Source organism: Nonomuraea sp. NPDC049758 (assembly GCF_040674635.1).
Lineage (GTDB): Bacteria > Actinomycetota > Actinomycetes > Streptosporangiales > Streptosporangiaceae > Nonomuraea.
On record NZ_JBFAMZ010000041.1, the window covers coordinates 1 to 20479 of the forward strand.

At 71.2% G+C, this 20479-nt stretch carries 27 protein-coding genes; 14 read left to right on the forward strand and 13 right to left on the reverse strand.

What is annotated here, in order from left to right; genetic code table 11:
- A partial coding sequence (locus AB0J46_RS49740) for a hypothetical protein (RefSeq protein ID WP_364343782.1) occupies positions 1-213 on the forward strand: 213 nt, incomplete at its 5' end.
- On the opposite strand, the gene AB0J46_RS49745 is transcribed toward AB0J46_RS49740, so the two are convergent.
- Entirely contained in the window at positions 210-1325 is a 1116-nt protein-coding gene (locus AB0J46_RS49745; RefSeq protein ID WP_364343785.1) for a hypothetical protein, read from the reverse strand. The genes AB0J46_RS49740 and AB0J46_RS49745 overlap by 4 nt on opposite strands.
- Before the next feature lie 195 nt (positions 1326-1520).
- On the opposite strand from AB0J46_RS49745, the gene AB0J46_RS49750 reads away from it, so the two are divergent.
- From AB0J46_RS49750 to AB0J46_RS49765, 4 genes are all read left to right on the forward strand, one after another.
- Positions 1521-1673: a hypothetical protein gene (locus AB0J46_RS49750; RefSeq protein ID WP_364343788.1), complete on the forward strand. Its 153-nt coding sequence runs from the start codon at positions 1521-1523 to the stop codon at positions 1671-1673.
- Positions 1673-2095, forward strand: coding sequence for a hypothetical protein (locus AB0J46_RS49755; protein ID WP_364343791.1), 423 nt, complete (start codon positions 1673-1675; stop codon positions 2093-2095). Before AB0J46_RS49750 ends, AB0J46_RS49755 begins: the two co-directional genes overlap by 1 nt.
- Entirely contained in the window at positions 2088-2462 is a 375-nt protein-coding gene (locus AB0J46_RS49760; protein WP_364343794.1) for a hypothetical protein, read from the forward strand. The genes AB0J46_RS49755 and AB0J46_RS49760 overlap by 8 nt, the downstream gene beginning before the upstream one ends.
- Positions 2463-2917: 455 nt before the next feature.
- Complete coding sequence (locus AB0J46_RS49765; protein ID WP_364343797.1) at positions 2918-3418, forward strand: hypothetical protein; 501 nt, start codon at positions 2918-2920, stop codon at positions 3416-3418.
- A gap of 14 nt (positions 3419-3432) precedes the next feature.
- Here the strand turns inward: AB0J46_RS49765 and AB0J46_RS49770 are convergent, their stop codons facing one another.
- The 3 genes from AB0J46_RS49770 to AB0J46_RS49780 form a co-directional block, all read right to left on the reverse strand.
- A complete protein-coding gene (locus AB0J46_RS49770; protein WP_364343800.1) occupies positions 3433-3894 on the reverse strand; it encodes a hypothetical protein in 462 nt (153 codons plus the stop codon).
- A gap of 196 nt (positions 3895-4090) precedes the next feature.
- On the reverse strand, positions 4091-4546 hold the full coding sequence (locus tag AB0J46_RS49775; protein WP_364343803.1) for a phosphotransferase: 456 nt from the start codon (positions 4544-4546) through the stop codon (positions 4091-4093).
- Positions 4547-4580: 34 nt separating this feature from the next.
- Complete coding sequence (locus tag AB0J46_RS49780; protein WP_364343806.1) at positions 4581-4820, reverse strand: hypothetical protein; 240 nt, start codon at positions 4818-4820, stop codon at positions 4581-4583.
- Positions 4821-4960: 140 nt separating this feature from the next.
- Here AB0J46_RS49780 and AB0J46_RS49785 point away from each other — a divergent pair, with 140 nt between their 5' ends.
- On the forward strand, positions 4961-5161 hold the full coding sequence (locus AB0J46_RS49785) for a hypothetical protein (protein ID WP_364343809.1): 201 nt from the start codon (positions 4961-4963) through the stop codon (positions 5159-5161).
- Here the strand turns inward: AB0J46_RS49785 and AB0J46_RS49790 are convergent.
- Positions 5124-6041, reverse strand: a complete 918-nt coding sequence (locus AB0J46_RS49790) for a hypothetical protein (protein WP_364343812.1) — start codon at positions 6039-6041, stop codon at positions 5124-5126. The genes AB0J46_RS49785 and AB0J46_RS49790 overlap by 38 nt on opposite strands.
- A gap of 770 nt (positions 6042-6811) precedes the next feature.
- On the opposite strand from AB0J46_RS49790, the gene sigK reads away from it, so the two are divergent.
- From sigK to AB0J46_RS49825, 7 genes are all read left to right on the forward strand, one after another.
- Positions 6812-7408: an ECF RNA polymerase sigma factor SigK gene (sigK, locus tag AB0J46_RS49795; protein ID WP_364343815.1), complete on the forward strand. Its 597-nt coding sequence runs from the start codon at positions 6812-6814 to the stop codon at positions 7406-7408.
- Complete coding sequence (locus AB0J46_RS49800) at positions 7405-8181, forward strand: anti-sigma factor (protein WP_364343818.1); 777 nt, start codon at positions 7405-7407, stop codon at positions 8179-8181. The genes sigK and AB0J46_RS49800 overlap by 4 nt, the downstream gene beginning before the upstream one ends.
- A 167-nt stretch (positions 8182-8348) precedes the next feature.
- The gene (locus AB0J46_RS49805) at positions 8349-9899 is read left to right on the forward strand and encodes a molybdopterin-dependent oxidoreductase (RefSeq protein ID WP_364343821.1); all 1551 of its coding nucleotides are present in this window, start codon (positions 8349-8351) and stop codon (positions 9897-9899) included.
- Between the two features lie 39 nt (positions 9900-9938).
- Positions 9939-10577, forward strand: a complete 639-nt coding sequence (locus AB0J46_RS49810; protein WP_364343824.1) for a fasciclin domain-containing protein — start codon at positions 9939-9941, stop codon at positions 10575-10577.
- Between the two features lie 155 nt (positions 10578-10732).
- On the forward strand, positions 10733-11371 hold the full coding sequence (locus AB0J46_RS49815; protein ID WP_364343827.1) for a fasciclin domain-containing protein: 639 nt from the start codon (positions 10733-10735) through the stop codon (positions 11369-11371).
- 50 nt (positions 11372-11421) lie between these two features.
- Positions 11422-11745, forward strand: a complete 324-nt coding sequence (locus AB0J46_RS49820; RefSeq protein ID WP_364343830.1) for a hypothetical protein — start codon at positions 11422-11424, stop codon at positions 11743-11745.
- The gene (locus AB0J46_RS49825) at positions 11732-12364 is read left to right on the forward strand and encodes a site-specific integrase (protein ID WP_364343833.1); all 633 of its coding nucleotides are present in this window, start codon (positions 11732-11734) and stop codon (positions 12362-12364) included. The genes AB0J46_RS49820 and AB0J46_RS49825 overlap by 14 nt, the downstream gene beginning before the upstream one ends.
- Before the next feature lie 180 nt (positions 12365-12544).
- On the opposite strand, the gene AB0J46_RS49830 is transcribed toward AB0J46_RS49825, so the two are convergent.
- The 5 genes from AB0J46_RS49830 to AB0J46_RS49850 all read right to left on the reverse strand — a co-directional run bounded on the left by AB0J46_RS49830 (position 12545) and on the right by AB0J46_RS49850 (position 16443).
- Positions 12545-12892 carry a hypothetical protein gene (locus AB0J46_RS49830; protein WP_364343836.1) on the reverse strand — a complete coding sequence of 116 codons (348 nt, stop codon included), beginning with the start codon at positions 12890-12892 and terminating at the stop codon, positions 12545-12547.
- Positions 12893-12921: 29 nt separating this feature from the next.
- Positions 12922-13698, reverse strand: coding sequence for an SDR family oxidoreductase (locus tag AB0J46_RS49835; RefSeq protein ID WP_364343839.1), 777 nt, complete (start codon positions 13696-13698; stop codon positions 12922-12924).
- 106 nt (positions 13699-13804) lie between these two features.
- Complete coding sequence (locus AB0J46_RS49840) at positions 13805-14563, reverse strand: glucose 1-dehydrogenase (protein ID WP_364343842.1); 759 nt, start codon at positions 14561-14563, stop codon at positions 13805-13807.
- 94 nt (positions 14564-14657) lie between these two features.
- Positions 14658-14987 (reverse strand): Atu4866 domain-containing protein, encoded by a 330-nt coding sequence (locus AB0J46_RS49845; protein WP_364343845.1) that lies wholly within the window; start codon positions 14985-14987, stop codon positions 14658-14660.
- Positions 14988-15060: 73 nt separating this feature from the next.
- Positions 15061-16443 carry an amidohydrolase family protein gene (locus AB0J46_RS49850; RefSeq protein WP_364343848.1) on the reverse strand — a complete coding sequence of 461 codons (1383 nt, stop codon included), beginning with the start codon at positions 16441-16443 and terminating at the stop codon, positions 15061-15063.
- A gap of 140 nt (positions 16444-16583) precedes the next feature.
- On the opposite strand from AB0J46_RS49850, the gene AB0J46_RS49855 reads away from it, so the two are divergent.
- Positions 16584-17426, forward strand: a complete 843-nt coding sequence (locus tag AB0J46_RS49855; RefSeq protein WP_364343851.1) for a helix-turn-helix transcriptional regulator — start codon at positions 16584-16586, stop codon at positions 17424-17426.
- Between the two features lie 11 nt (positions 17427-17437).
- Here AB0J46_RS49855 and AB0J46_RS49860 read toward each other — a convergent pair whose 3' ends face one another.
- From AB0J46_RS49860 to AB0J46_RS49870, 3 genes are read right to left on the reverse strand one after another with little or no spacing between them, the layout of a single operon-like run.
- Entirely contained in the window at positions 17438-18574 is a 1137-nt protein-coding gene (locus tag AB0J46_RS49860) for an epoxide hydrolase family protein (RefSeq protein ID WP_364343854.1), read from the reverse strand.
- Complete coding sequence (locus AB0J46_RS49865; RefSeq protein ID WP_364343857.1) at positions 18525-19802, reverse strand: MFS transporter; 1278 nt, start codon at positions 19800-19802, stop codon at positions 18525-18527. The genes AB0J46_RS49860 and AB0J46_RS49865 overlap by 50 nt, the downstream gene beginning before the upstream one ends.
- Positions 19799-20407 (reverse strand): TetR family transcriptional regulator, encoded by a 609-nt coding sequence (locus AB0J46_RS49870; RefSeq protein ID WP_364343860.1) that lies wholly within the window; start codon positions 20405-20407, stop codon positions 19799-19801. The genes AB0J46_RS49865 and AB0J46_RS49870 overlap by 4 nt, the downstream gene beginning before the upstream one ends.
- Between the last annotated feature and the right edge of the window lie 72 nt (positions 20408-20479).

The window sequence follows — 20479 nt, forward strand, 5'->3', positions numbered from 1 at the left end:
GTCAACGCGGCGGCATGGGCGGGCGAGCAGAGCTCCCCACCCCAGGGAGAGCGGCTCCTGACCTTCGGACTGGATGGATTCCGGACCTCGGCCACCGATCGCCCGCCTGGCCTCGGCGATGACAGACCCGATTCTCGTGAACAGGGCCACGAGGATGTCGGCATTAGAACATTTGAGGACACCGCAGGCTTCGGCCCGTGTGCGTTTGGCTAGGGCCGCGACCTCCAGGTGTAGGGCGCAATGGCCGCAGTGTCCACGTCGGTGTCGGGCCAGCAGCGGCGCAGCACCTCGGCCGTCGACCGGCACCAGGCGGCGAAGTGGGGGAAGACCCCGCAGGCATCCGCAGTGCGCGCCCCGGCTTCCAGGCCCGCCACCAGCTGGATCCGCGAGTCGTCGCCGGGCTCGCGCGCTTCCCGCTTGCGCAGGTCGTTGGAGCGGATCGCCGTCCAGACCGCAGCCGCCGAGGCGAGGCCGAACCCGAACCGCCGGTCGTCCTCGGCTTCGGGGATGCCGCGCGCCAGGGCAGTGCGGAACGCAGCGATCTGGCGCTCCCCGCAGACCGCCATCCACAGTGAGCCGGGGACGGCGAACCCGGCCGCGGCAGTGAGCGCATGGCGGAAGCCCGCCCCCTCAAAGTCGATCAACCGACCGTCGCCGTCTGGCATGGTGAGATAGTTATTCGCCTCGGGGTCACCGTTGGTGAAGGCCAGGAACGGCCCGGGCTCGGCGAGTTCGGCCCCAGCGGCCCGCAGGTCGCGCTCCGCGGCGTCCGGCATCGGGACACCGAACTCCGCGGCCCGCTCGGGCGCGGTGCGCCACAGCCCGGTCCAGGCGTGCTCTCCGTCGCCGAGTTCCTGCGTCGGGGTGCCCAGCTCGGCGCGGCGCGTGGCGAAGTCCGCGGCGCGGCTGGCGGAGGCGGCGGCGATCTCGCCCTCGGCGGCGGCGAAATCGGTGAGCCGGTCGTCTAGCTCCGGGGTGAGGCCGTTGTGGCGCAGCAGACGGGCAAGCTCGGTGCGTGGGCCGAGGTCCTCGATCACCAGCATCTGGGTGTCGGGCTCCGCCGCGAGCAGCCGCGGCCCCAGGTGGGCGAGGCCCAAGTCCTTATCGAGCAGCTTCAGCGCGGCGCGCTCGCAGCGCATCAACTCCGCGGCGGAACGCAGGCCGTAGCCGCCGGGACGCAGGCGCTTGACGATGATAGGGGAGCCGTCGGCGAGGTGGGCGCGGAGCACCCAGGGGTGCCCGTCCAGCTCCTCCAAGCGGGCGACGGGGACGGCGAGCAGATCCTCGATCTCGGCGGCGACGACGGCATCCACGGGTGAAGGCATCGGCGGATTATCGCACGCTTGCGTCATATTCAAGATCACCCACGCTAACCTGCTGGGCCTTCGTGAGCGGAGGGCCGATCAGAACCTACTTTGGGGCTGGGGCCATGTTCGGGAGCGCAGGGCCATCAGGTAGAGCCGGGCGCGCGGGACGAGGTGCGGCTGACCATCACTGGGTCCGCCGCAGGAACGGCAGGGGTGCTGGAGGCGCTGACCCGCGCGGGCCGGTTGCGGCGCGCGGCCGCCACGGTGCCAGCGCGCGAAGAAGGCGACCGCCACGTGACGTACGTGAGCGTCGAGGGCGGCGAGCTCGACCACGCCCCGACCAGCGCGGCGGAGGTGAGCGTCTGATGGTGCAGCTCCGTCTCATGGGCGACGACGCCGACCGGGTGCGCGAGGTCGCCGCTCTGGTCCTGGCTGCCTTGCGTGGCCATCCCGCGCTGCAGCTCGGCGACGCCGCCGAGCTGACCAACCGGCGCGGGCCCGGCGTGCGCGTCGTGTTCGACGTCTCCACCGCGATCGCCGCCGGGCCCCGTACTCCCGCGGCCGCCGACCTCTGCCCCGAGACCGGGCGGGGCCGGCTGTCCTACCCGCGCGCCGAGTACCTGTTCAAGACCGCCTCAGCTCGGCTCGACCCGGACGGCGAAGGCTGGACCCTGCACCAGCTACGCCACAGCGCCCTGCAGCGCCCTTTGCGATCTCGCGCCATGCCGGTGGTGTGTCGTCCTCAGGGACGGTGGCTGACCTGGGATGATGATGATCAGCATGAGTGAGCTCGAGATGACGCGCATTGACGACGGCGATGAGGACGGCATGGCCCGACGATGGGTGCACTCCCAGGTGCCGGTGTCAGTCCAGGTCAGCATCGACACGTCGGTTGAGGCCAATCCCCGCCCTGGCTGGAACGAGCCGGCCCTTGCGGGGCAAGTCCGCCGCCTGGTGCTGAACCTGCAGGGCGCGGAGCTGGCCGATCAGCCTGGCAACGCGGCCTTCGCCTATGACGAGAACCTCGACCCGCTGGAGCCGGACGACCCCACCGGCGAAAGCGCCATCACCATCGCGTGCGCGTTCATGGAGTCCGGAGGGACCGGATCTCAACCCGAGGTCATCCTTGGCGACGCGCTTCTTCCCGAAGACTGAGCCGCAGGCCCAGGCTCGCTGTCAGGTGCGGTAGCGGCGCGCGGCGGTGTTCGGGACTGACGTGCAGAACTGCATCGAACTCATCCAGGTGGCCCCGGCCGCCGCCCCGAGAACCCTGACATCCGGGTAGAAGCAGCCGTCATGCGGCTCGACAGCCGCCGAGCGCTTGCCCGAATGCTTCGGGGACCGAAGGTCGTTGAACCATGTCGGAGAACATCGAACGCTGCCGGAGGATCCCGGCCGGCAGCGAATGGATGACGCGCCCAGGCGCCTCTGCCTACGCTGGGTCGCAGTTACGTCCCCCGGGAGTCACCATGGCCGACCAGCCAGCAGCGGACGCGTCTCCCCCGCGCCGCCTCACCGTCGTACCGCCCCATCCCGACGCCCCAGCGCCGCCACTCCCGCCAGCAGACACCGGGCAGACCCACACCCGGGACACCGACGATGGGAACAAGGTGGCCCTCGTACATGCCGCCTACGTCGCCGGCGACCTGACCGCCGGGCAGGCCACGGAGATGATCGCCGCGCTTCCCGGCCGCGAGGAGACGGCAGTGGAGTACGGCTGGCGCGCCGACCTGGTCCTGGCCGGGCTGGTGATGTGCGGCGGGCGCGGCTGCGGCCTGATCCCCGACATGACCGCCGGAGTCGTCACCTTCGCATGTCCAGCTGACGGCTGTGGCCTGGTGCGCGTGCTGGTGCCGGCCGTGGCGCCGCAGGTGCTGCAGCAACTGCGGACCGCCGCGGCCCCCGATCTGCTGCTGGCCCTCGCGCACCGCCGCGGCGCCGAGCTGATCCCACCGGACAAGACGAGTATGGAGAGCTGGTGGGCGAGCGCGGACCCGGATACGCAGAAGGAACTGTTGGCCCTGCTCCTCGATCACGTCGTCGTCAAGCCCGCCGACGGACTAGGGGTCGACGACGCGGCCCGGCTGTCGCTGGCGTGGCGCTCGGCCTGAGGCGCATGACGCGGTCACGCCCGCCCGTAAGCGTCGCCGTCGAGCGGGCCGGCACCCCGGGTGCTGTGTCGCAGCGCCTCGCGCGCGGTGTCCTCGGCCCGCCAAGCGATGCGCATCTTCGCCAGCAACTCGCCGGTGCGCGCGAAGCCCGCCTCCGCCAGCCCCGCCAGTTCCTCGCGCAGCGTGCGGCCAACGCGGTCGCAAGCGGCGCTCGCCTCGTCGCGGACACGGCGGGCACTGGCGATCCGGGCCGGATCGCCGCTTGCCGTCGCGACGGCAAGCTCGGCTTCCGCCCGTTCGTACTGCACATGCAGCGCCTGGTGCTCGGCGGCGAGGTCGGCTTGCCGGGCGCGGGAGACGAGGCCCTCGGCGTGGTTGATCGTCACCAGCTCGGCCACAGCCCGATGCTCGGTGTCGGCTCGATCGAGCAACTGATCGACCTCCGGTCGCCCGGTCCGGCCCTCGGGGATTGCCACGGCCGCCACCGTCCTTATTATCCGCTGAGTTCCGGCGCCGGCCTTCGGTCGTCCGGCGACGTCGTTATTCGCTGAGGTCCTGGCCATTCTCAGCGGTGATCTCCCATGCACTGAGAAGCCGTTTCGGGATCTTCGGATTTCGTCGACGTCTGGTGCGTCGACGCGCACGTTAGCGGCTGAGCCGGCCTGCCAGCGGTCAGGCCAGCGCCCGGTCGAACACCTGACGGTGCGCGTAGACGAAGTGCTGCTCTCTCCTGCTCCACGCGATCCGGTCAGCCAGGACCTCCGGTCCAGCTGGGGCTGTTTGCGGATGTGCCGCGAGCTCTGCCCAGAAACGAACATTGCGCGATTGCCGTTCCAGAACGCAGTCGGTCAGCGCGTGGCGCTCCGCCTCGTGCAGGCCGTAGGTGTCGGCGATGAGGCGCACCTGCGCCGCCTGATCCACCAGCGCCATCGTCTGTTTCGACGAGATCGACCAGGTCCACGCCATGTACGCGACATCTTCAAGGCGGCCGCCCGGGGCCGCCTGCTCGAAGTCGATGAACGCGACCGGCGTGTCGTTCTGGAAGACCGCGTTGTTGGGGCCGGGGTCATGGTGGCACACCACATCGAAGCGACCGGCCAATTCGCTTCCGCGCGTTGCGTCATGCATCTGACGCAACAGGCGGGCCGCCGGGCCTACCTGGTCATCGGACCAGGGCCCGGAATTTCGCAGGCACGTCACCCGGGATGAAGGTGAACATATCCTTGTCGTCCATCTGGCCCAAATACTTCGGGGCGCCAGTGAAATTCTGCTGCTCGAAGGTTTTGAGAAGCGCGGCCATGAATGCAGAGGAATTCGATGCAGGCCGCAGAACCGTGTCGTTCTTTCGGAGGACTTCTGATGCCATGCGACCTCCGGTCAGCGTGACCGCGCCATCAGACACCCCAGTCATTGCCGTCGCCCCCCGCCTTGACCGCGACCCGAGCGAGCTTAGCGGAGTCGGGGCCAGCGGCGGTCCCGGCTCATGGGAACCGGCAACGGAGAGCCGCGCCGGCCCGCGTCGAGGGCAAGGACGACGCCGGCGTGCCGATCGTGCTGTTCCTGTGCGTGCGCGACGCCGGCCGCTCGCAGACGGCGCTCGGCTTCTTCACCCACCTGGCAGGTGAACGCGGGCTCGGCCGGCCCGGCGACACCGAGCCCGGCGAACTGATCAATCCCACGGTGGTGGAGGTGAGCCCGGCCCGCGTCAGCGAGGGCGAGCGCCCGCGCGCAGGATGTCGGTGATCTCGTCCACCGCCGGAGCCCGCCCCGGGGTCGCCTTCGGGGCGGTGATGGAGACCTTGGCCTGCCAGTCCCAGAACCGCGTGACCAGGCGCACCGAACGGATGCGGTTGTGCCCCAGCCCGACGGAGTCGGCCTTCGTGGTCGTCACGAAGTGCCAGCCGAGCCGGTCCGGCAGGCCACGGTCGTCGTACAGGTACTCCCACCAGATCTCGTCGGTGCCGACGGCCGACGTGCCCGCCGCGTCGCGGAAGGTGGGGGAAATCCGGTACAGCTCCTTGAGGGTGATCGTGCCGCTGCGGGAGTAGATGCGCTGCTTGCGGCCGGTCGTACGGTTCTTGTACCAGGGCGTCACCGATGACCGGTCCGCGGTGGACAGCAGCTTGGCCAGGGTGGCCGGCTCCAGCACGTTGATGATCTGGTCGCCGTACGCCGCCGCGCCCCCGCCGGCGCGGCCGGTACGGAGCCACATGCGGGCCTTCGGCGGCAGATGGTACAGCCAGCCCTTGGTGCTGATCATGCGGGTGGTTCCGGCGGACTCGAGCAGGCCTGCGAAGTAGGCGTCCCCCTTGGCGGCCTCCTGCTTCATCAAGCGCTGCCCGTCCAGCTGGACGACGCGCGTGATTTCGGAGGCCGTCACCCCGGCGGGGCCCAGTTGGAGCTTGCCGGTTCCCTTCAGGCCGACGCCGCCGGACAGTTGCTCGCGGGTGGCGTCGTTCTGCCAGAACAGATCGGTGCCCATGTTGCCCAGGAACTCCAGCGTGACGCCCGCATTGCGGGCCAGCAGGCCGCGCACGACGGCCACCGGGTCGGGCGTGGCGGAGGCATGGGCGGTCGTCGGGGTAGCGGTGGCCAGGGCGAGCGCGGCGATGAGGGATTTCATGTCCTGTCCAGGGAGGGGAGTCAAGATCGTCGCCCATTGTGGCGCACGGCGAGGCTCCTGCTCCAGGTGGAGCCCGCATGGGACAGAAGGCGTCGCTCGGTCCTCCCTCACCAGTCGGCGTGGGCCGGAACAGCAGGACGCCCAGAACCGCTCGATCAGGACCACAGATCCCTAGTATTCAGGGCCCCGTGTTCGAGAGGTCCAGGTGTGCCCGGCAGGCATCCCGATCGCGTGCTGGCCTCTCCCCTGCCCGTCGACACAGCTCAAGTGAGCGAAGGACAGTCACGGATGCGTCGGTGGTGCGGTGACGCTCTCGATGTGCGGCGCGCAGCCGCGTCAGCCAGTTGATGTGGCACTCGGGCCTCTGGTGGGCCTGGCTGGAGCTCGAAGGACTGAGGGTAGGCGCCGTCCCAGCGCTCGACCGGCCAAGACCTTCTGGTTCGGGACACTCGACAGCCGACGTGCGGGTCCGGTCGTCAGCCGTCCGGCCATCGTGGCCAGGTGGCCGACGAGGTTGCGCGGGGCATGCAGGCGCTGGACTGCGGCCGCGATCTATTCGGCTTCCTCATCGACCCCCGCGAGAAACCAGATCTTTATATCAGTCCCCGCTGGCCATGATCACCGTCGTCCAGCTCCTGCCCAGCAATGTCGGGCCCTTCGCCCGTGGGACAGATCGCAGGGCAGGAGCGGAGTCCTTCACCCATCCGGTACGTGGTGGGCTCCGAAGCTCTTGCGGCTGGTGTTGTGCCGGCCGGGGCAGGAGGGGCTTCATGGGAGCGGGTGAGTGGTCCCCGGTGGGCGAGGACCGCCCGGGTGGTGGCCCGCCGGGGCTGGAGGAGTTGCTGCAGGCAGTCGGCAGAGGCGACCGGGCGGCGTTCGAGCGGTTGTATGAGGCGCTGGCGCCGCGGGTGTACGGGCTGGTGCTGCGGGTGCTGCGGGATCGGGCGCACAGTGAGGAGGTGTCGCAGGAGGTGCTGGTGGAGGTGTGGCGCAGCGCCGCCCGCTTCGAGCCGGCCAAAGGGTCGGTGCTTGCGTGGGTGCTGACCATCGCGCATCGGCGTGCGATCGACCGGGTGCGGTCGGCGCAGGCGGGCACCGACCGGGAGGAGCGAGCTGCGAGGCTGGAGCCGCACCGAGCCTTTGATGAGGTGTCGGAGCTGGTGGTGGGCCGGTTGGAGGGCGAGCGGCTGCGCCGCTGCCTGGACAACCTCACCGAGTTGCAGCGCGAGTCGGTCACCTTCGCCTACTACGGCGGCTACTCGTATCGGGAGGTCGCCGAGCTGGTCAAGGCGCCATTGGGGACGGTCAAGACACGGATGCGCGATGGGCTGATCCGGCTGCGCGACTGCCTCGGGGTGGAGCGATGAAGGCGGCAGAGGGCGGGTTCGACCCGCACACCCTGGCGGGTGCGTACGCGCTGGATGCCATCGACGACGAGGGTGAGCTGCGTCGTTTTGAACGGCATCTGGCTGTGTGCGCCGAGTGCGCGCGGGAGACGGCGACGCTCGGCGAGACTGCCGCGCGCCTGGGCGTGGCGGTGGCGGCCGAGCCGCCGCCTGGTCTGCGGGCGCGGGTGCTGGCTGAGATCGATCAGGTGCGTCAGCTGCCGCCGGCGGTCGCATCGGCATCACGTGCGAGGCGGGTGTGGCGGGTGGCATGGCGGCCCTGGCTGGCGGCGGTGAGCGTGGCGGCGGCGCTGGCTGTGGTGGCTGGGCTGGGTGTGACAACGGTGCAGGCACGTCAGGAACTGGAGCAGGCCCGGCGTGCCGAGCAGCGGATGGCCGCGGTGCTGGGCGCCGATGACGCCCGGGCCGTCACCGCCCCGGCCACGGTGCCGTCCGCCGGGGGCGGGCGTGGTCGCGGCACGCTGGTGTTGTCGCGCTCGCAGGGCGCGCTGGTGTTCTGGGCGGCCGGGCTGGGTGATCCGCCGGCAGGCCGGGTCTACCAGCTGTGGCAGATCGCGCCGGGGCGGATCACCTCGTCCGGGCTGCTTGCCTCCAGCGGCTCTGGTGGCACCGTGCCGGTGTTGAGTGCCATCAGGGCCGATGTGGGTCAGGTGGGGGTGACGGTGGAGCCGGCCGGCGGTTCGCGGCAGCCGACCACTACGCCGTTGCTGGTGGTGGACGTGCCCACTGCCTGACTCCTCCCGCTGACTCCTCCCGCCGTCGGGAAACCGGCACCCATCCGTTTCCGCCGTGATTCCGAAGCCCTGCTGTGACTGCTGAGAAACAAGCCGACGACGTGGCGGCTGCCACACCGGCCCCGCCACCAGCCGCCGTGTCGGCGGGTCGGATGCCGGGGGCCGGCGTGCCCGGGGTCTTCGGTGTGCTGGCCGCAGCGCTGGCGCTGGGGGTGGCGGAGCTGACCGCCGCGCTGGTGGGTCGGCCGCAGGCCGGTCCGCTGCTCGCGGTGGGGTCGGCGGTCATCGATCTGAGCCCGGCGTGGCTGAAGGACTTCGCCATCCGCGCCTTCGGCTCCGCCGACAAGCCGGTCCTGCTCCTGACGCTGGCGGCCGTGATCGCGGCCGCGTCGGCGGCCGTCGGAACGGCCGCGCCCCGGCGACCGCGCCTGGCCATCGCGGCCCTGGCAGGGCTCGCGGCGATCGCTGGGGCCGCGGCGCTGTCCCGGCCGGGGGCAGGACCGATCGACGCGCTGCCCGCTGCGGTGGGGGCGGCGGGCAGCAGCTTCGCCCTGCTCTACACCCGCCGCCGGCCCCGCCCCGCGCGTGAGAGCCGCATCACGCTCGGCGGCGTGGTGTGCTACGTCCATCCCCTCCAACTGCCGGTGCCAGCAGCCGATCGGCGGGCCCTGCTCACTCGCGGCGCCCTCGTGCTCGGGGCGGCCGTCCTGACCGGCGGCGCCGGCCGGGCAATCACTTCGGCACGGCAGGCGTCCGCTGATGGCCGCGCCTTGGTGCTGCCGCCTCCTGCCGACCCGGCCCGGCCGCTCCCGCCGGGCGTGGGATTGAGAGTTCTGGGGCTGGGTCCGTTCACCACCCCCAACGACGCCTTCTACCGGGTCGACACCGCGCTGATCATCCCGCGCGTGCCGCACCAGGAATGGACGCTGCGCATCCACGGCCTGGTCGACCGCCCGGTCGAACTGTCCTTCGCCGACCTGCTGGCCCGGCCGCTGACCGAGCGCGACATCACCCTGACCTGCGTGTCCAACGAGGTCGGCGGCCCGTACGCGGGCAACGCCCGCTGGCTCGGCGTCGACCTGGCGGCGCTGCTGCGCGAAGCCGGCATCCAGGCCGGGGCCGATCAAATCCTGTCACGCTCCGCCGACGGCTGGACCGCCTCCACCGCGCTGGAATCGGTGCTGGACGGCCGAGACGCGCTGCTGGCCATCGCGATGAACGGCGCTCCGCTGCCACCCGCGCACGGCTTCCCGGCAAGGATGATCGTGCCCGGCCTGTACGGCTACGTCTCGGCCACCAAATGGGTCACCGACCTCAAACTCACCCGCTTCGCCGACGAACGCGCCTACTGGACCCGGCGAGGCTGGGCCGAACGAGCGCCGATCAAGACCGCCTCCCGCATCGAGGTGCCCAAACCGTTCGCCGAGGTTCCCGCCGGGGCCGTCACCGTCGCCGGGACCGCGTGGGCCCAGCACCGAGGCATCGCCGCCGTCGAGGTCCGCGTCGACGGCGGCCTCTGGAGCCCAGCCCACCTGGCCCCCTCCGCCGGGCCCGACACCTGGCGGCAATGGCAAACGACCTGGCAAGCCGCCCGCGGACAGCACCGCATCGAGGTCCGCGCCACCGACGCCACCGGCCACACCCAGCCTGCCGAACGCGTGCCGCCGATCCCGGACGGCGCCACCGGCTGGCACACGGTCCTGGTGACCGTCACCTGAACTCCCCTCCACACTCCATCCACCAGACACAGGAGCATCATGAACACTCGTCACGTCGCCGCCGGACTGCCGATCCTGGCCATGACCATCTCAATGGCCGTCTCGATGACCGGCACCGGCGCAGCAGCGCTCGCCTCCACCCGGCACGCCGACACCGCTGCGGGCGCGCTGACCTGGTCCGCCGCCGCCCAGCCGATGGCAGCGCGGCGTCCCTTCGGGCCCGCCTGCTCGGCCGTGCCCCGCACGGGCATGGGCAGCTTCGCCGGCATGGCCGCCGACCCGGTCGCCACCGCCGCCTCCCACAACCCTGCCCTGTCCACCCTGGTCGCGGCGGTGAAGAAGGCCGGCCTGGTCGACACGCTGAACGGGGCCGATGGCATCACCGTCTTCGCGCCCACCAACCAGGCGTTCGCCAAGATCCCCAAGAAGACCCTGGAAAGGGTGCTGGCCGACAAGAAGACGCTGACGGCCATTCTCACCTACCACGTCGTCAAGGGCCGCAAGGCCCCGGCCGACCTGCGACGCGGCTCCTTCACCACGCTGCAGGGCGGCAAGGTCGCCACCCGCGGCTCCGGCACCACCTACACGATCAACAACGCCCGCGTGGTGTGCGGCGACGTGCCCACCCGCAACGCCACCGTCTACATCATCGACACCGTGCTCATGCCCACCATGTAGCCGCATCGGTCGGGCCCACCGATGCGGCGGGCCCGATCGCGATGACGGCCGCGCGGGCCCGCCCGCCCCGGCGCAGAACATGATCGCGGTCATCCGCAGCCCTGGCCGCGTACCCCTTTCACCTGCCCCACCTCACCCCGGTAAGGAACCCACACATGATCACGAACAAGCGCCTGGCCGCCGCTCTGCCCCTGCTGGCCCTGGCCGTGTCCCTGACCGCCTGCGGCGCTGACAGCGCGGACACCAACGCCGACACGGCAGCGGCTCCATCCACCAGCAGCGCCCCGATGGCCACCGACTCGGGCGCCGAGCCCGCCGCCGGCGCGCCGTTCGGCGCGGCCTGCTCCGCGGTTCCCGCCTCCGGCGAGGGCAGCTTCACCGGCATGGCCGACGACCCGGTCGCCACCGCGGCCTCCAACAACCCGGTCCTGTCCACCCTGGTCACCGCGGTGAAGAAGGCGGGCCTGGTCGACACCCTCAACTCCGCCGACGGCATCACCGTCTTCGCCCCGACCAACGACGCCTTCGCCAAGATCGACAAGACGACGCTGGACAAGGTGCTGGCCGACAAGAAGACGCTGACCGACATCCTCACCTACCACGTCGTCTCCGGCCGCAAGACCCCCGCCGACCTGGAAAGCGGCTCCTTCACTACATTGCAGGGCGGCAAGATCACCACCACCGGCTCCGGCAGCGACTACACCGTCGGCGACGCCGCTGTGGTGTGCGGCAACGTGCCCACCCGCAACGCCACCGTCTACATCATCGACACCGTACTCATGCCAAAGAAGTAACCCCACCACCACACACAGCCGGCTCGCCGCACTCCTTGCGGCGAGCCGGCATGAGCCCCGTGCCGAAGATCACCGCCCTGCGCGGCGAGCACGTCACCCTCGCCGCGGCCGCCGACGCCTTCCTCGCCACGGCGCGCACGGCCAACCCCAACACCCACCGCGCCTACGCCTCGGCCATCGACCGCGTCATCGCCCTGCTCGGCCGCGACCGGCCGTTCGCCGACGTAGCCGACACCGAGATCGGCGCCGCGCTCACCGAACTGTGGGGCCGCTGCGCGCCGGCCACCTGGAACCGCAACCGCGCCGCCGTCACCTCCTGGCTCACCTGGTGCCAGACCAAGAAAACACTGGGCCGCCCCCTTGGTCCCGGCTGAGGCTGAACGCCGCAAGGAGACCGCCGACGAGACCCGCGCCGTCGCCAAGACCACCATCCACCGGCTGCTGTCCCGCCGCGACATCCCCCTGCGGGAGAAGACCCTGTGGCGGATGCTGTATGAGACCACGGCCCGGGCCGCGGAGATCCTGGCGCTCAACATCGAGGACTTGGACCTGGAGCATCGGCGGGCGCCCGTCCGATCCAAGGGCGGCGCCATTGAGTGGGTGTACGGGGACAGCGGCACCGCCCACCTGCTGCCCCGCCTGCTCCGCCTGCCGGACGGCAGCACCCGCACCCACGGCCCGCTGTTCCTGTCCGAACGCCGCCCCGTCCCGGCCCGCAGGCCCGCCGCCGGCGACATCTGCCCGCACACCGGCCGCGCCCGCCTCGGCTACGACCGCGCCCGCGTCCTGCTGGACAAGTACGCCGGCCTCGACCTGCACCAGCTGCGCCACTCCGCCGCGACTCACCTCGGCGAGGCCGAAGTCCCACTGCAGCGCATCATGGGCAAGACCCGCCACAAGAACCCCCGCACCGCCATGCGCTACGTCAAACCCGGCGCCGAGGCCATCGCCAAGGTCACCGAGGTCCTCGCGCCCCGGCGTCGCACCCACTGATCAACAAATCACGGATCGCTAACAAGCGAAGAAGTCACAGGTCGCTACCGCTAATTCCTGCACTCAGTCTCGAAGGCCTATTAGGGTGCCCACATAAGCTCAAAACCACATTGAAACGGGCCGTGCGAGGAAGGTCATCCTCCTGACCTGGCGTTTCAACCCCGCCTGCGGGAGCGGCCCTTATCCATGCTGAGGGCGCCGTGACGTCGATTGTGCGGCGTGGGGCTGATCGAGTGCGCTATCGAGCTCCGCGTCCGGGTGAGGCTGACTCTCCAGTCGGCGGCGGAGTTCGAGCTCTTGCGCTGTCAGCACCTCGCCCGGGCGTCGGATGCGGGTCGGGCGGCGACGGGGAATGTCTTGGCCTTGCAGGAGGGCGAAGTCGGCGTGCGCCTGCTCGACGGCTTCGGGGTAAGTCTGGGTCTTGTCGTGCTCGGCGAGGGCCCGGTAGATGCTGGCCAGGAACGGGTTCTCGCCTTTGCGTTTTCCGGTGGGGATGATCAGGTTCTTGCGGATGTCTTCATCGTCCACGAACTGTGGCCGCCGGCGCTGACTGATTCTCACATCGAGGTGAAGCCGCCATCGGCGGCGACCACGGCACCGGTGACGAAGCTGGCGCGCGGTGAGGCGAGGAAGCAGAGCACCTCGGCGATCTCCTCGGGCTGGGCGACCCGGCCGAGCGGCTGGGCGCTGGCGAAGGAGGCGAGGTATTCGCGGCTGTCGGTGCGGAAGGTGTCGAGGAAGTCGGTCTCGATGACGCCCGCGGCCACGAGGTTGGCCCGGATGCCCAGCGGGCCGCCCTCGACGGCGAGGACCTTGGTGAGCTGGGCCAGGGCGCCCTTGGACGCCGCGTAGGCGACGCCATCAGGCATGCCGACGGTGCAGACGTAGGAGCCCGTGCTGACGATGGCGCCGCCGCCGCGCTCCCGCATCACGCGGAAGGCCTCGCGGGCAAAGAAGAACGAGCCACGCGCGTTGACCGCCATCAGCGCGTCCCAGTCCTGCGCCGTCGTGTTCGTGATCGGCTTGTTCAAGGTGCGGCCCGCGTTGTTGACCAGGATGTCCAGCGCGCCGAACAGCTCGACGGCCTCCCGTACGGCCCGCTCGGCCACCGCCTCGTCCGCGACATCCCCGATCAGAGAGTGGACGCCGGGAAACTCCGCGGGCAGCTCTGCCACCTCCTGGCGCTGGTCGAGGGCGACGATCCGGGCGCCACGGCGGTGCAGCAGCCGGACGGTCTGCCTGCCCACGCCGCGCGCGGCCCCGGTGACGAGGGCGACCTTTCCGGCGAACTCGGTGCTCTGGGTGGCCTGGGTGGTCACATTGGCGGATGTCATCAATCTGTTCCCTTCCTGTTCCACGGCCGGGGCGCCGCAGGCGTGAGCGGCTGGTTCGCGGCGCGACGACGCCTGTGGCGGCCCTGTCCGTTCGGTGTCCGGCTGTTCAGTACGCGGTGAGCCCGCCGTCGATCACGAATTCCGCGCCGGTGACGAACAAGGAGTCGTCGCTGGCGAGGAAGAGGTAGGCGGGTGCGACCTCGTCGGCCCGCCCGGCCCGGCGCATCGGGGTGCGCTGGATGTCCGGCTGCTGATCGCCCTGCTCGTCCAGGAGCTCCTGGATCATCGGTGTCGCGATCACCCCGGGATGGACGGAGTTGACCCGCACGCCCTGGCGCGCGTACTCGACCGCCGCCGTCTTGCTCAGCAGCCGTACCGCGCCTTTGGAGGCTTGGTAGGCGGCGGCCGAGCCGCTGCCGACGAGCCCGAGCACCGACGAGGTGTTGATCACCGAGGCGTTGCCGCTCGCGCGCAGCAGCGGCATCGCCGCCCTCATGCCGAGCCAGGTGCCCTTCTGGTTCACGGCGATGACGCGGTCCCAGGCGTCCTCCGCCGTGTCCTCGATGCCGGGCCAGTCCACGATGCCGGCCAGGTTCACCAGCACGTTCAGCGTCCCGAAGCGCTCGCGTACGAGATCGATCACCTCCTCCCACTCCCGTGCTGAGGAGACGTCGAGACGGGCGGCGGCGACCTCCGCGCCGCCCGCCTCGATCCTGCCGGCCAGCTCCCGCAACGGTCCTTCGGCGACATCGGTGATCACCAACCGGGCGCCCTCGCGGGCGAAGAGTTCGGCGGTGGCCGCGCCGATGCCGCCGGTCGCGCCGGTGATCAGCGCGACCTTGCCCGCGAGTCGTTGTCCTGTCATGGGAACTCCCTCAGATCTGTCGTTGATGTGGTCTGTTCGGTCGGGTCTTGTCGGGTTGCGGGCGCCGGTGACGGGGCTGACCCGTCGATCTCGGTCACGACGGCCGCTCTTGCCGGTACAGCACGAGGTGCTCGTGGTAGAGCACGCCGTCTCGCACGTCGCCGGTGGCGGTGAAGCCGAGGTCGTCGTGGTAGTCGAGGTGGGTGCCGGTGACGGTGTAGCGGCCGGTGTAGGCACGCTTGCGACCGTCGCGTTCCTCCTCGTAGCGGCCGTTGGCGAGGAGTTCCTGGCGGATCCGTCCGTCGGCGGTGATCCACATGCCGACGTACGGGTGAGGGTTGCGCTCCGCGCGGCCACTGCCCGGAGCGGCGCAGGCGAGCAGCGTGGTGAACAGTCCGAGGAGGTGCAGGGGATTTTTGAACATGGACGAGCTCCGTTGCATGGACAGGTGATGGCCAGGCCGATTTCGCTGGTCGCGCCAGCGACGGTGCGGCTGGTCAGAGCCGGCGGCTGACGTGCCCGGAGGCGCGCAGGACGCGGTCGCGGGAGGCGCGCACGTCCTCGCGCAGCGCGGCCAGATCGACGTCCAGGACGGTGCCGCCCCACTTGCGGACCTGCCCGGCGATGAAGACGGCGTCGATGTTGCGGGCGTCGCAGCCCAGGACGAGGGTGCCGATGGGGTCGTTGAGCGGCATGTTGTTGAGGTCTTCCGCGCGTACGACGAGCACGTCGGCCTGCTTGCCCGGAGTCAGGGAGCCGGTGACGTCGCCCAGGCCAATGCTCCTGGCGCCCTGCAGAGTGGCGAAGTCGAGAACGTCGTGCACGCCGATCCGGGCCGGCTGCTCGTCGGTGCCGTAGGCGGTGTTGACGGCGCGCATGCGCTGAACCGTGTGCAGGGCGCGCATCTGCGTGAACATGTCGCTGGCCAGGGCGACTTCGACGTCGATGCTCAGACCGGGCCGGATGCCGACGGCGAGGGCCTCGTCGATGGCCGGGATCGCGCTCTCCAGGCCGATCTGGGCGTCGGAGGTGGGGGCGAGCGCGACGCCTGCGCCGGTGTCGGCCATCGCCTGCCATGCCTGCGGGGTCAGGCCGGTGCAGTGGATGAGCGAGACGTCCGGGCCGAGCAGGCCCTGCCTGGCCCAGCCGAGGATGGCCTCGGAGGAGGGCGGGCCGAAGACGGCGTCGATGCTGACGCCGATGCCGAGGTCGTGGGCGGTGCGGGCGAGGTGCCGGCCGTAGGCGAGGTCGGGGCCTGCGACCTCGTCAGTGGCCAGGGCGGCCAAGCGCAGGGTGAGCAGCCCGCCACCGGGGAAGTAGGTGTCGTGCAGGCGCGTCAGGTCCGCGGGCCATTGGCCGTCCCAGTCGCCGAAGTGGGGGCGCATCGAGGCGTGCACGCCGCGGATGCCGGTCTCGGCCAGTGCCCGGATGGCGGAGTCGGAGTGGGCGGCGGTGCGCGAGTTGTGGGAGAAGTCGAGCATGGTGGTGATGCCGCTGTCGATGGCGGTCAGGGCGGCCAGGCGGGTGCCGATGTACATGTCCCTCGGCTGGTAGGCGGGCGCGATGCCGGCCAGGGTGGCGGTGACGTACTCGCCGAGGTCGTCGACGTCCGGCATGATGCGGCGCAGCTGCGCCTCCCAGGCGTGGCGATGGGTGTCGACGAAGCCCGGGGCCAGGACGGCGCCGGTCACGTCGATGACCAGCGCGTCACCGGCCGGTAGGCCTGCGCCGACGGCGGCGATCCGCTCGCCGTCGATGAGCAGGTCGGCGTGGGGCAGGACGCCCAGCTCCGGGTCCATGGTGACGACGGCTGCCGCTCCGGTGAGCAGGAGGCGGCGGCCGGGGACGGCGCCGCGCAGCTGGTCCAGGGTCGTGTTCAAGGAGCTCCTTCGAGGGTGCGTCGGTGATGGGTGCGATACTCCATCGAGTCTGCGCAGGTCACAGGGCATCGACCAGGACGTGTGCTGCCTGGGTGCGGCGCACCCAGGCAGCACAGCCGGCCGCCGGATAGCGTGGCCGCATGGATGGCAACCACCTGGGAGAATTCCTGCGCGCCCGCCGCGCCGCCCTGCGGCCGGAGGATGTCGGCATGGCGAGCTACGGGGCCCGCAGGGTCGCCGGGCTGCGACGCGAGGAGGTCGCCGTCCTGGCCGGGGTGAACGCCGACTACTACACCCGCCTGGAACAAGGACGCGAGCGCAACCCCTCAGGCCAGGTGCTCGACGCTCTCAGCCGCGCGCTGCGCCTCGACGCCGACGCCCAGGCGCATCTGTACCGGCTGGCCGGGACCGCCCCGGACGACCGGCCCTTCAGGCAGGCCGCCGAACGCGTCAGCCCGGCGCTGCGCCAGCTGATGGACGGCTACCCGCACACTCCGGCGTTCGTGATGAACCGGACTTTGGACATTCTGGCCGCCAACGCCCTGGCCGATGCCCTCTATGCCCCGTTCGATCCGGCGGACAACCTGGCCCGCATGACCTTCCTCGACCCCGCCGGCCGTCGCTTCTACGCCGACTGGGATCGGGCGGCCCAGGCCACCGTCGCCAACCTGCGCCAGGCGGCCGGCTTCGACCCGGACGACCCGCGCCTGGCCGAACTCGTCCGCGATCTCACCGAGCGGAGCGCGGACTTCGCCCGCCTCTGGAACGCCCACACCGTACGCGGCAAGACCCAGGACGCCAAGCACTTCCTGCACCCCGACGTCGGCCCGCTCACGCTCACCTACCAGGCCTTCGACGTCCGCGACGCCCCCGGCCAGCAGCTCGTCATCTACCACGCCGAGCCGGGCAGTGACAGCGCCCAGGCCCTCGGCCTCCTCGGCTCCATCCACGCCACCCGGCGCCAGCGCGAACCGCGCAGGTAGAGGGCCGGCGTTCACCGGTGGGCGTGGAAGAACTCGGTGATGTCGCGGGCGAGCAGTTCGGGTTCCTCGTGCGCGGCGAAGTGCCCGCCGCTGGGCATGCGGGTGTAGCGGGTGAGGTTGTAGGTGCGTTCGGCCCAACTCCGTGGCGGCCGGCTCAGGTCGGCGGGGAACAGGGCCAGCGCTGTGGGGACCTCCACCCGCCGCACCCGGCGGGTCAGTTGGTGCGCGTACTCGTAGTAGGGCCGGAACGAGGTGGAGATCGTGCCGGTGAACCAGTACAGGGACGCCTGGGTGAGCACGTAGTCGTCGGACAGGGCCCCCGGGCGCTCGCTCCACGCGCGGTACTTCTCCACGATCCAGGCCAGCAGCCCGGCGGGTGAGTCGGCCAGGGCGGGGGCCAGGGTGAGCGGGCGGGTGTTCTGCTGGTGCATGTAGCCGCCCTCCTCACTATGCCAGGCCGCGGCGGCGGCGAGGTAGGCCTCCTCCTCGGGGGTGAGCCCGGCGGGGTCGTAGCCGGCCGGGGCCGCGGCGGCGAGCAGGTGGATGCCGGCGATGGCCTCGGGGTGGGCCTCGGCCAGCCGTGAGGTGATGCCGGCGCCCAGATCTCCACCATGGGCCGCGTAACGCCGGAAGCCGAGCTCGTCGTGCATCAGCCGGTGCCAGAGATCGTGGGTCTGATCGGCGTCGGTGAGCGCGGGCCGCTGCGGCGAGAAGGCGAAGCCGGGCAGGGACGGGACGATCACGGTGAAGGCGTCCTCCGCCTCGCCGCCGTACCGGGAGGGACAGGCCAGGCGCTCGGCCAGGGCGGTGAGCTCCAGGAACGAGCTGGGCCAGCCGTGGGTGAGCACGATGGGCAGCGCGCCGGGGTGCTCGCCGTCGTAGCGCAGGTAATGCACGGGCGTGCCGCCGAGGTCGGCGAAGTGCGAGGGCAGGGCGTTGATGGCGGCCTCGTGCGCGCGCCAGTCGTAGCCGGAGGCCCAGTGGGTGACCAGGCGGCGCAGCTCCGCGGCGTCGGTGCCGGCCTGCCAGCCGTCGACCGGCCAGGGCTCGGCCCACCTGGTGGCGCGCAGCCGGGCGCGCAGGTCGTCCAGCTCGGCGTCACTGACAGTGATCACAGGCGTGCCGGTCGGCATGGTGTTCTCCTTCATGTGCTACGTGTACGGGCCCGGTGGAGGCGGCTTGCGCCGCTTCTTGGGCGGTCGGTGAGGCGGCGCCGGTCAGCGTGATGGAGGCGGCCATGAGGGCGGCGACGACCAGCAGGGCCGTCGCGAGAGCGGTCCGGTCGGCGAGTAATCCGATCAGCGGCGGGCCGCCGACGAAGCCGCAGTAGGCGATCGAGGTGATCACTGTGACCCGGGCGGCGGCCCGGGCAGGATCGTCAGCGCCGGCGCTCAGGCCGATGGGGAAGCCGAGTGCCGCACCCGTGCCCCACAGCAGCGCGCCGGCGAATTCCGTCCACAGACCGGGCCCGAAGGCGAACAGGACGATGCCGGCACAGGCCGAACCGGCCGCCGCACGCAAGGCGGCGGACCGGCCCAGCCGGTCGACGATCAGCGGCCCGAGCCAACGGCCCAGCGTGACCGCGGCGAGGAAGGCGGCGTAGGCAAGGGTTCCGACGGCGGCCGTGGTGCGGTCACGATCGATGACGGCCAGGCTGATCCGGTTGCTGCCCGCCCCTTCCGCCAGCGCGAAGGCCAGGGCGAGGAGACCGATGACCACCGTGCGAGGCTCGCGCCACGCGGCCGGTCCCGCTTTCGGCGCGTTGACGCGCGGCGGGTGTGCCGGGCGCGGCTCGGAAAGGAAGTGCCGAGCAGCCCAAGGCGTCAGCAGCGCGATCAGCAGGGCCACCGCACCGACGTGGAGGCTCACCGGAACGCGCAGCGCGCTCATGAGCGCACCGAAACAGGCGCCGGCGACCGTGCCCGCACTGAAACCGGCGAAGAAGCGGGGCATGAGGACCTGGCCGAGCCGCCGTTCGACGGCCGCGGCGTGCACGGTCACCGCGACGTCCCAGACACCTGTGGCCGTGCCCAGCACGAAGAGCCCCATGAACAGCAGCGGCGGCCAGAAGGCGAAGCCGAAGGCCATCGCGCCGAGACCGGCGCCGACGAGCAGGGCCACCGCGGTGACCGCCCACCGGGGGCCGACGCGAGTGACGATCGGGCCGGCCAGGGGCAGCACCATCACACCGCCGACCGCGATCAGCAGCAGCAGGAGGCCCACCGAGGCGGCGTCCAGGTCCATCCGCTCACGAATGTGCGGCAGCCGGGACGCCCACGTCGCTCCTGCCAGGCCCAGAGCGGCGAAGACCAGGTACGTCGCCCGTACGGCGGTCACGCTCGCACGCGAGTCCGGGCTGCCGGTACGAGCGCTCATGTCCCCGATCCGATGACCGGGCCGAGGGTCTGCGCGATGGCCGCTCTCGTCTCCTCACGCGACTCCTGTTCCGTGGACAGCAGCACGTGCATGATCATCCCTTCCAGCAGGGCGTCCAGGCGTGCGGCGGTCCGCGCTCCGGTGAAGCGGGCCAGCACGGCGCGGCTGGCCCGCGTCCACTCCTGGGTCAGCGCGCGCAGGGCGGGGTCGCGTAGTGCCGCCAGGTGCAGTTCGAAGCCGAGGACCGCGCTGCGGTGTCGGGACGGCCCGCCCTGCACGATGCCCACCAGGACGTCGATCAGCTCCTCACGCGTGGCCACCTGCGTGAAGAGGGCTTCGTACTCGGCCATCCGTTGCTCGACGTACCGGGCGAACGCCTGAGCGCACAGATCGGCCAGGGTCGCGAAGTGGTAGGTGACCGAGCCCAGGGGCACGTCCGCGCGCGAGGCCACTTTGCGATGGGTGAGCCCGGCGACCCCGTCCGTGACGAGCACCTCCAGCGCGGCGTCCAAAATTCGCCTGCCGCGCTGCGGATCGTGCCGCCGCGCCCGTCGTCCCTCGCGACCTGCGGCGTCTTGCCCGCCGGGCGCTTCCAGCTCATCCATAAGAACGAAAGTACACTATATAAGAACAGAAGTTCTTATCGCCCTGCCGCCTGGAGCACGCGCCAATGCCAA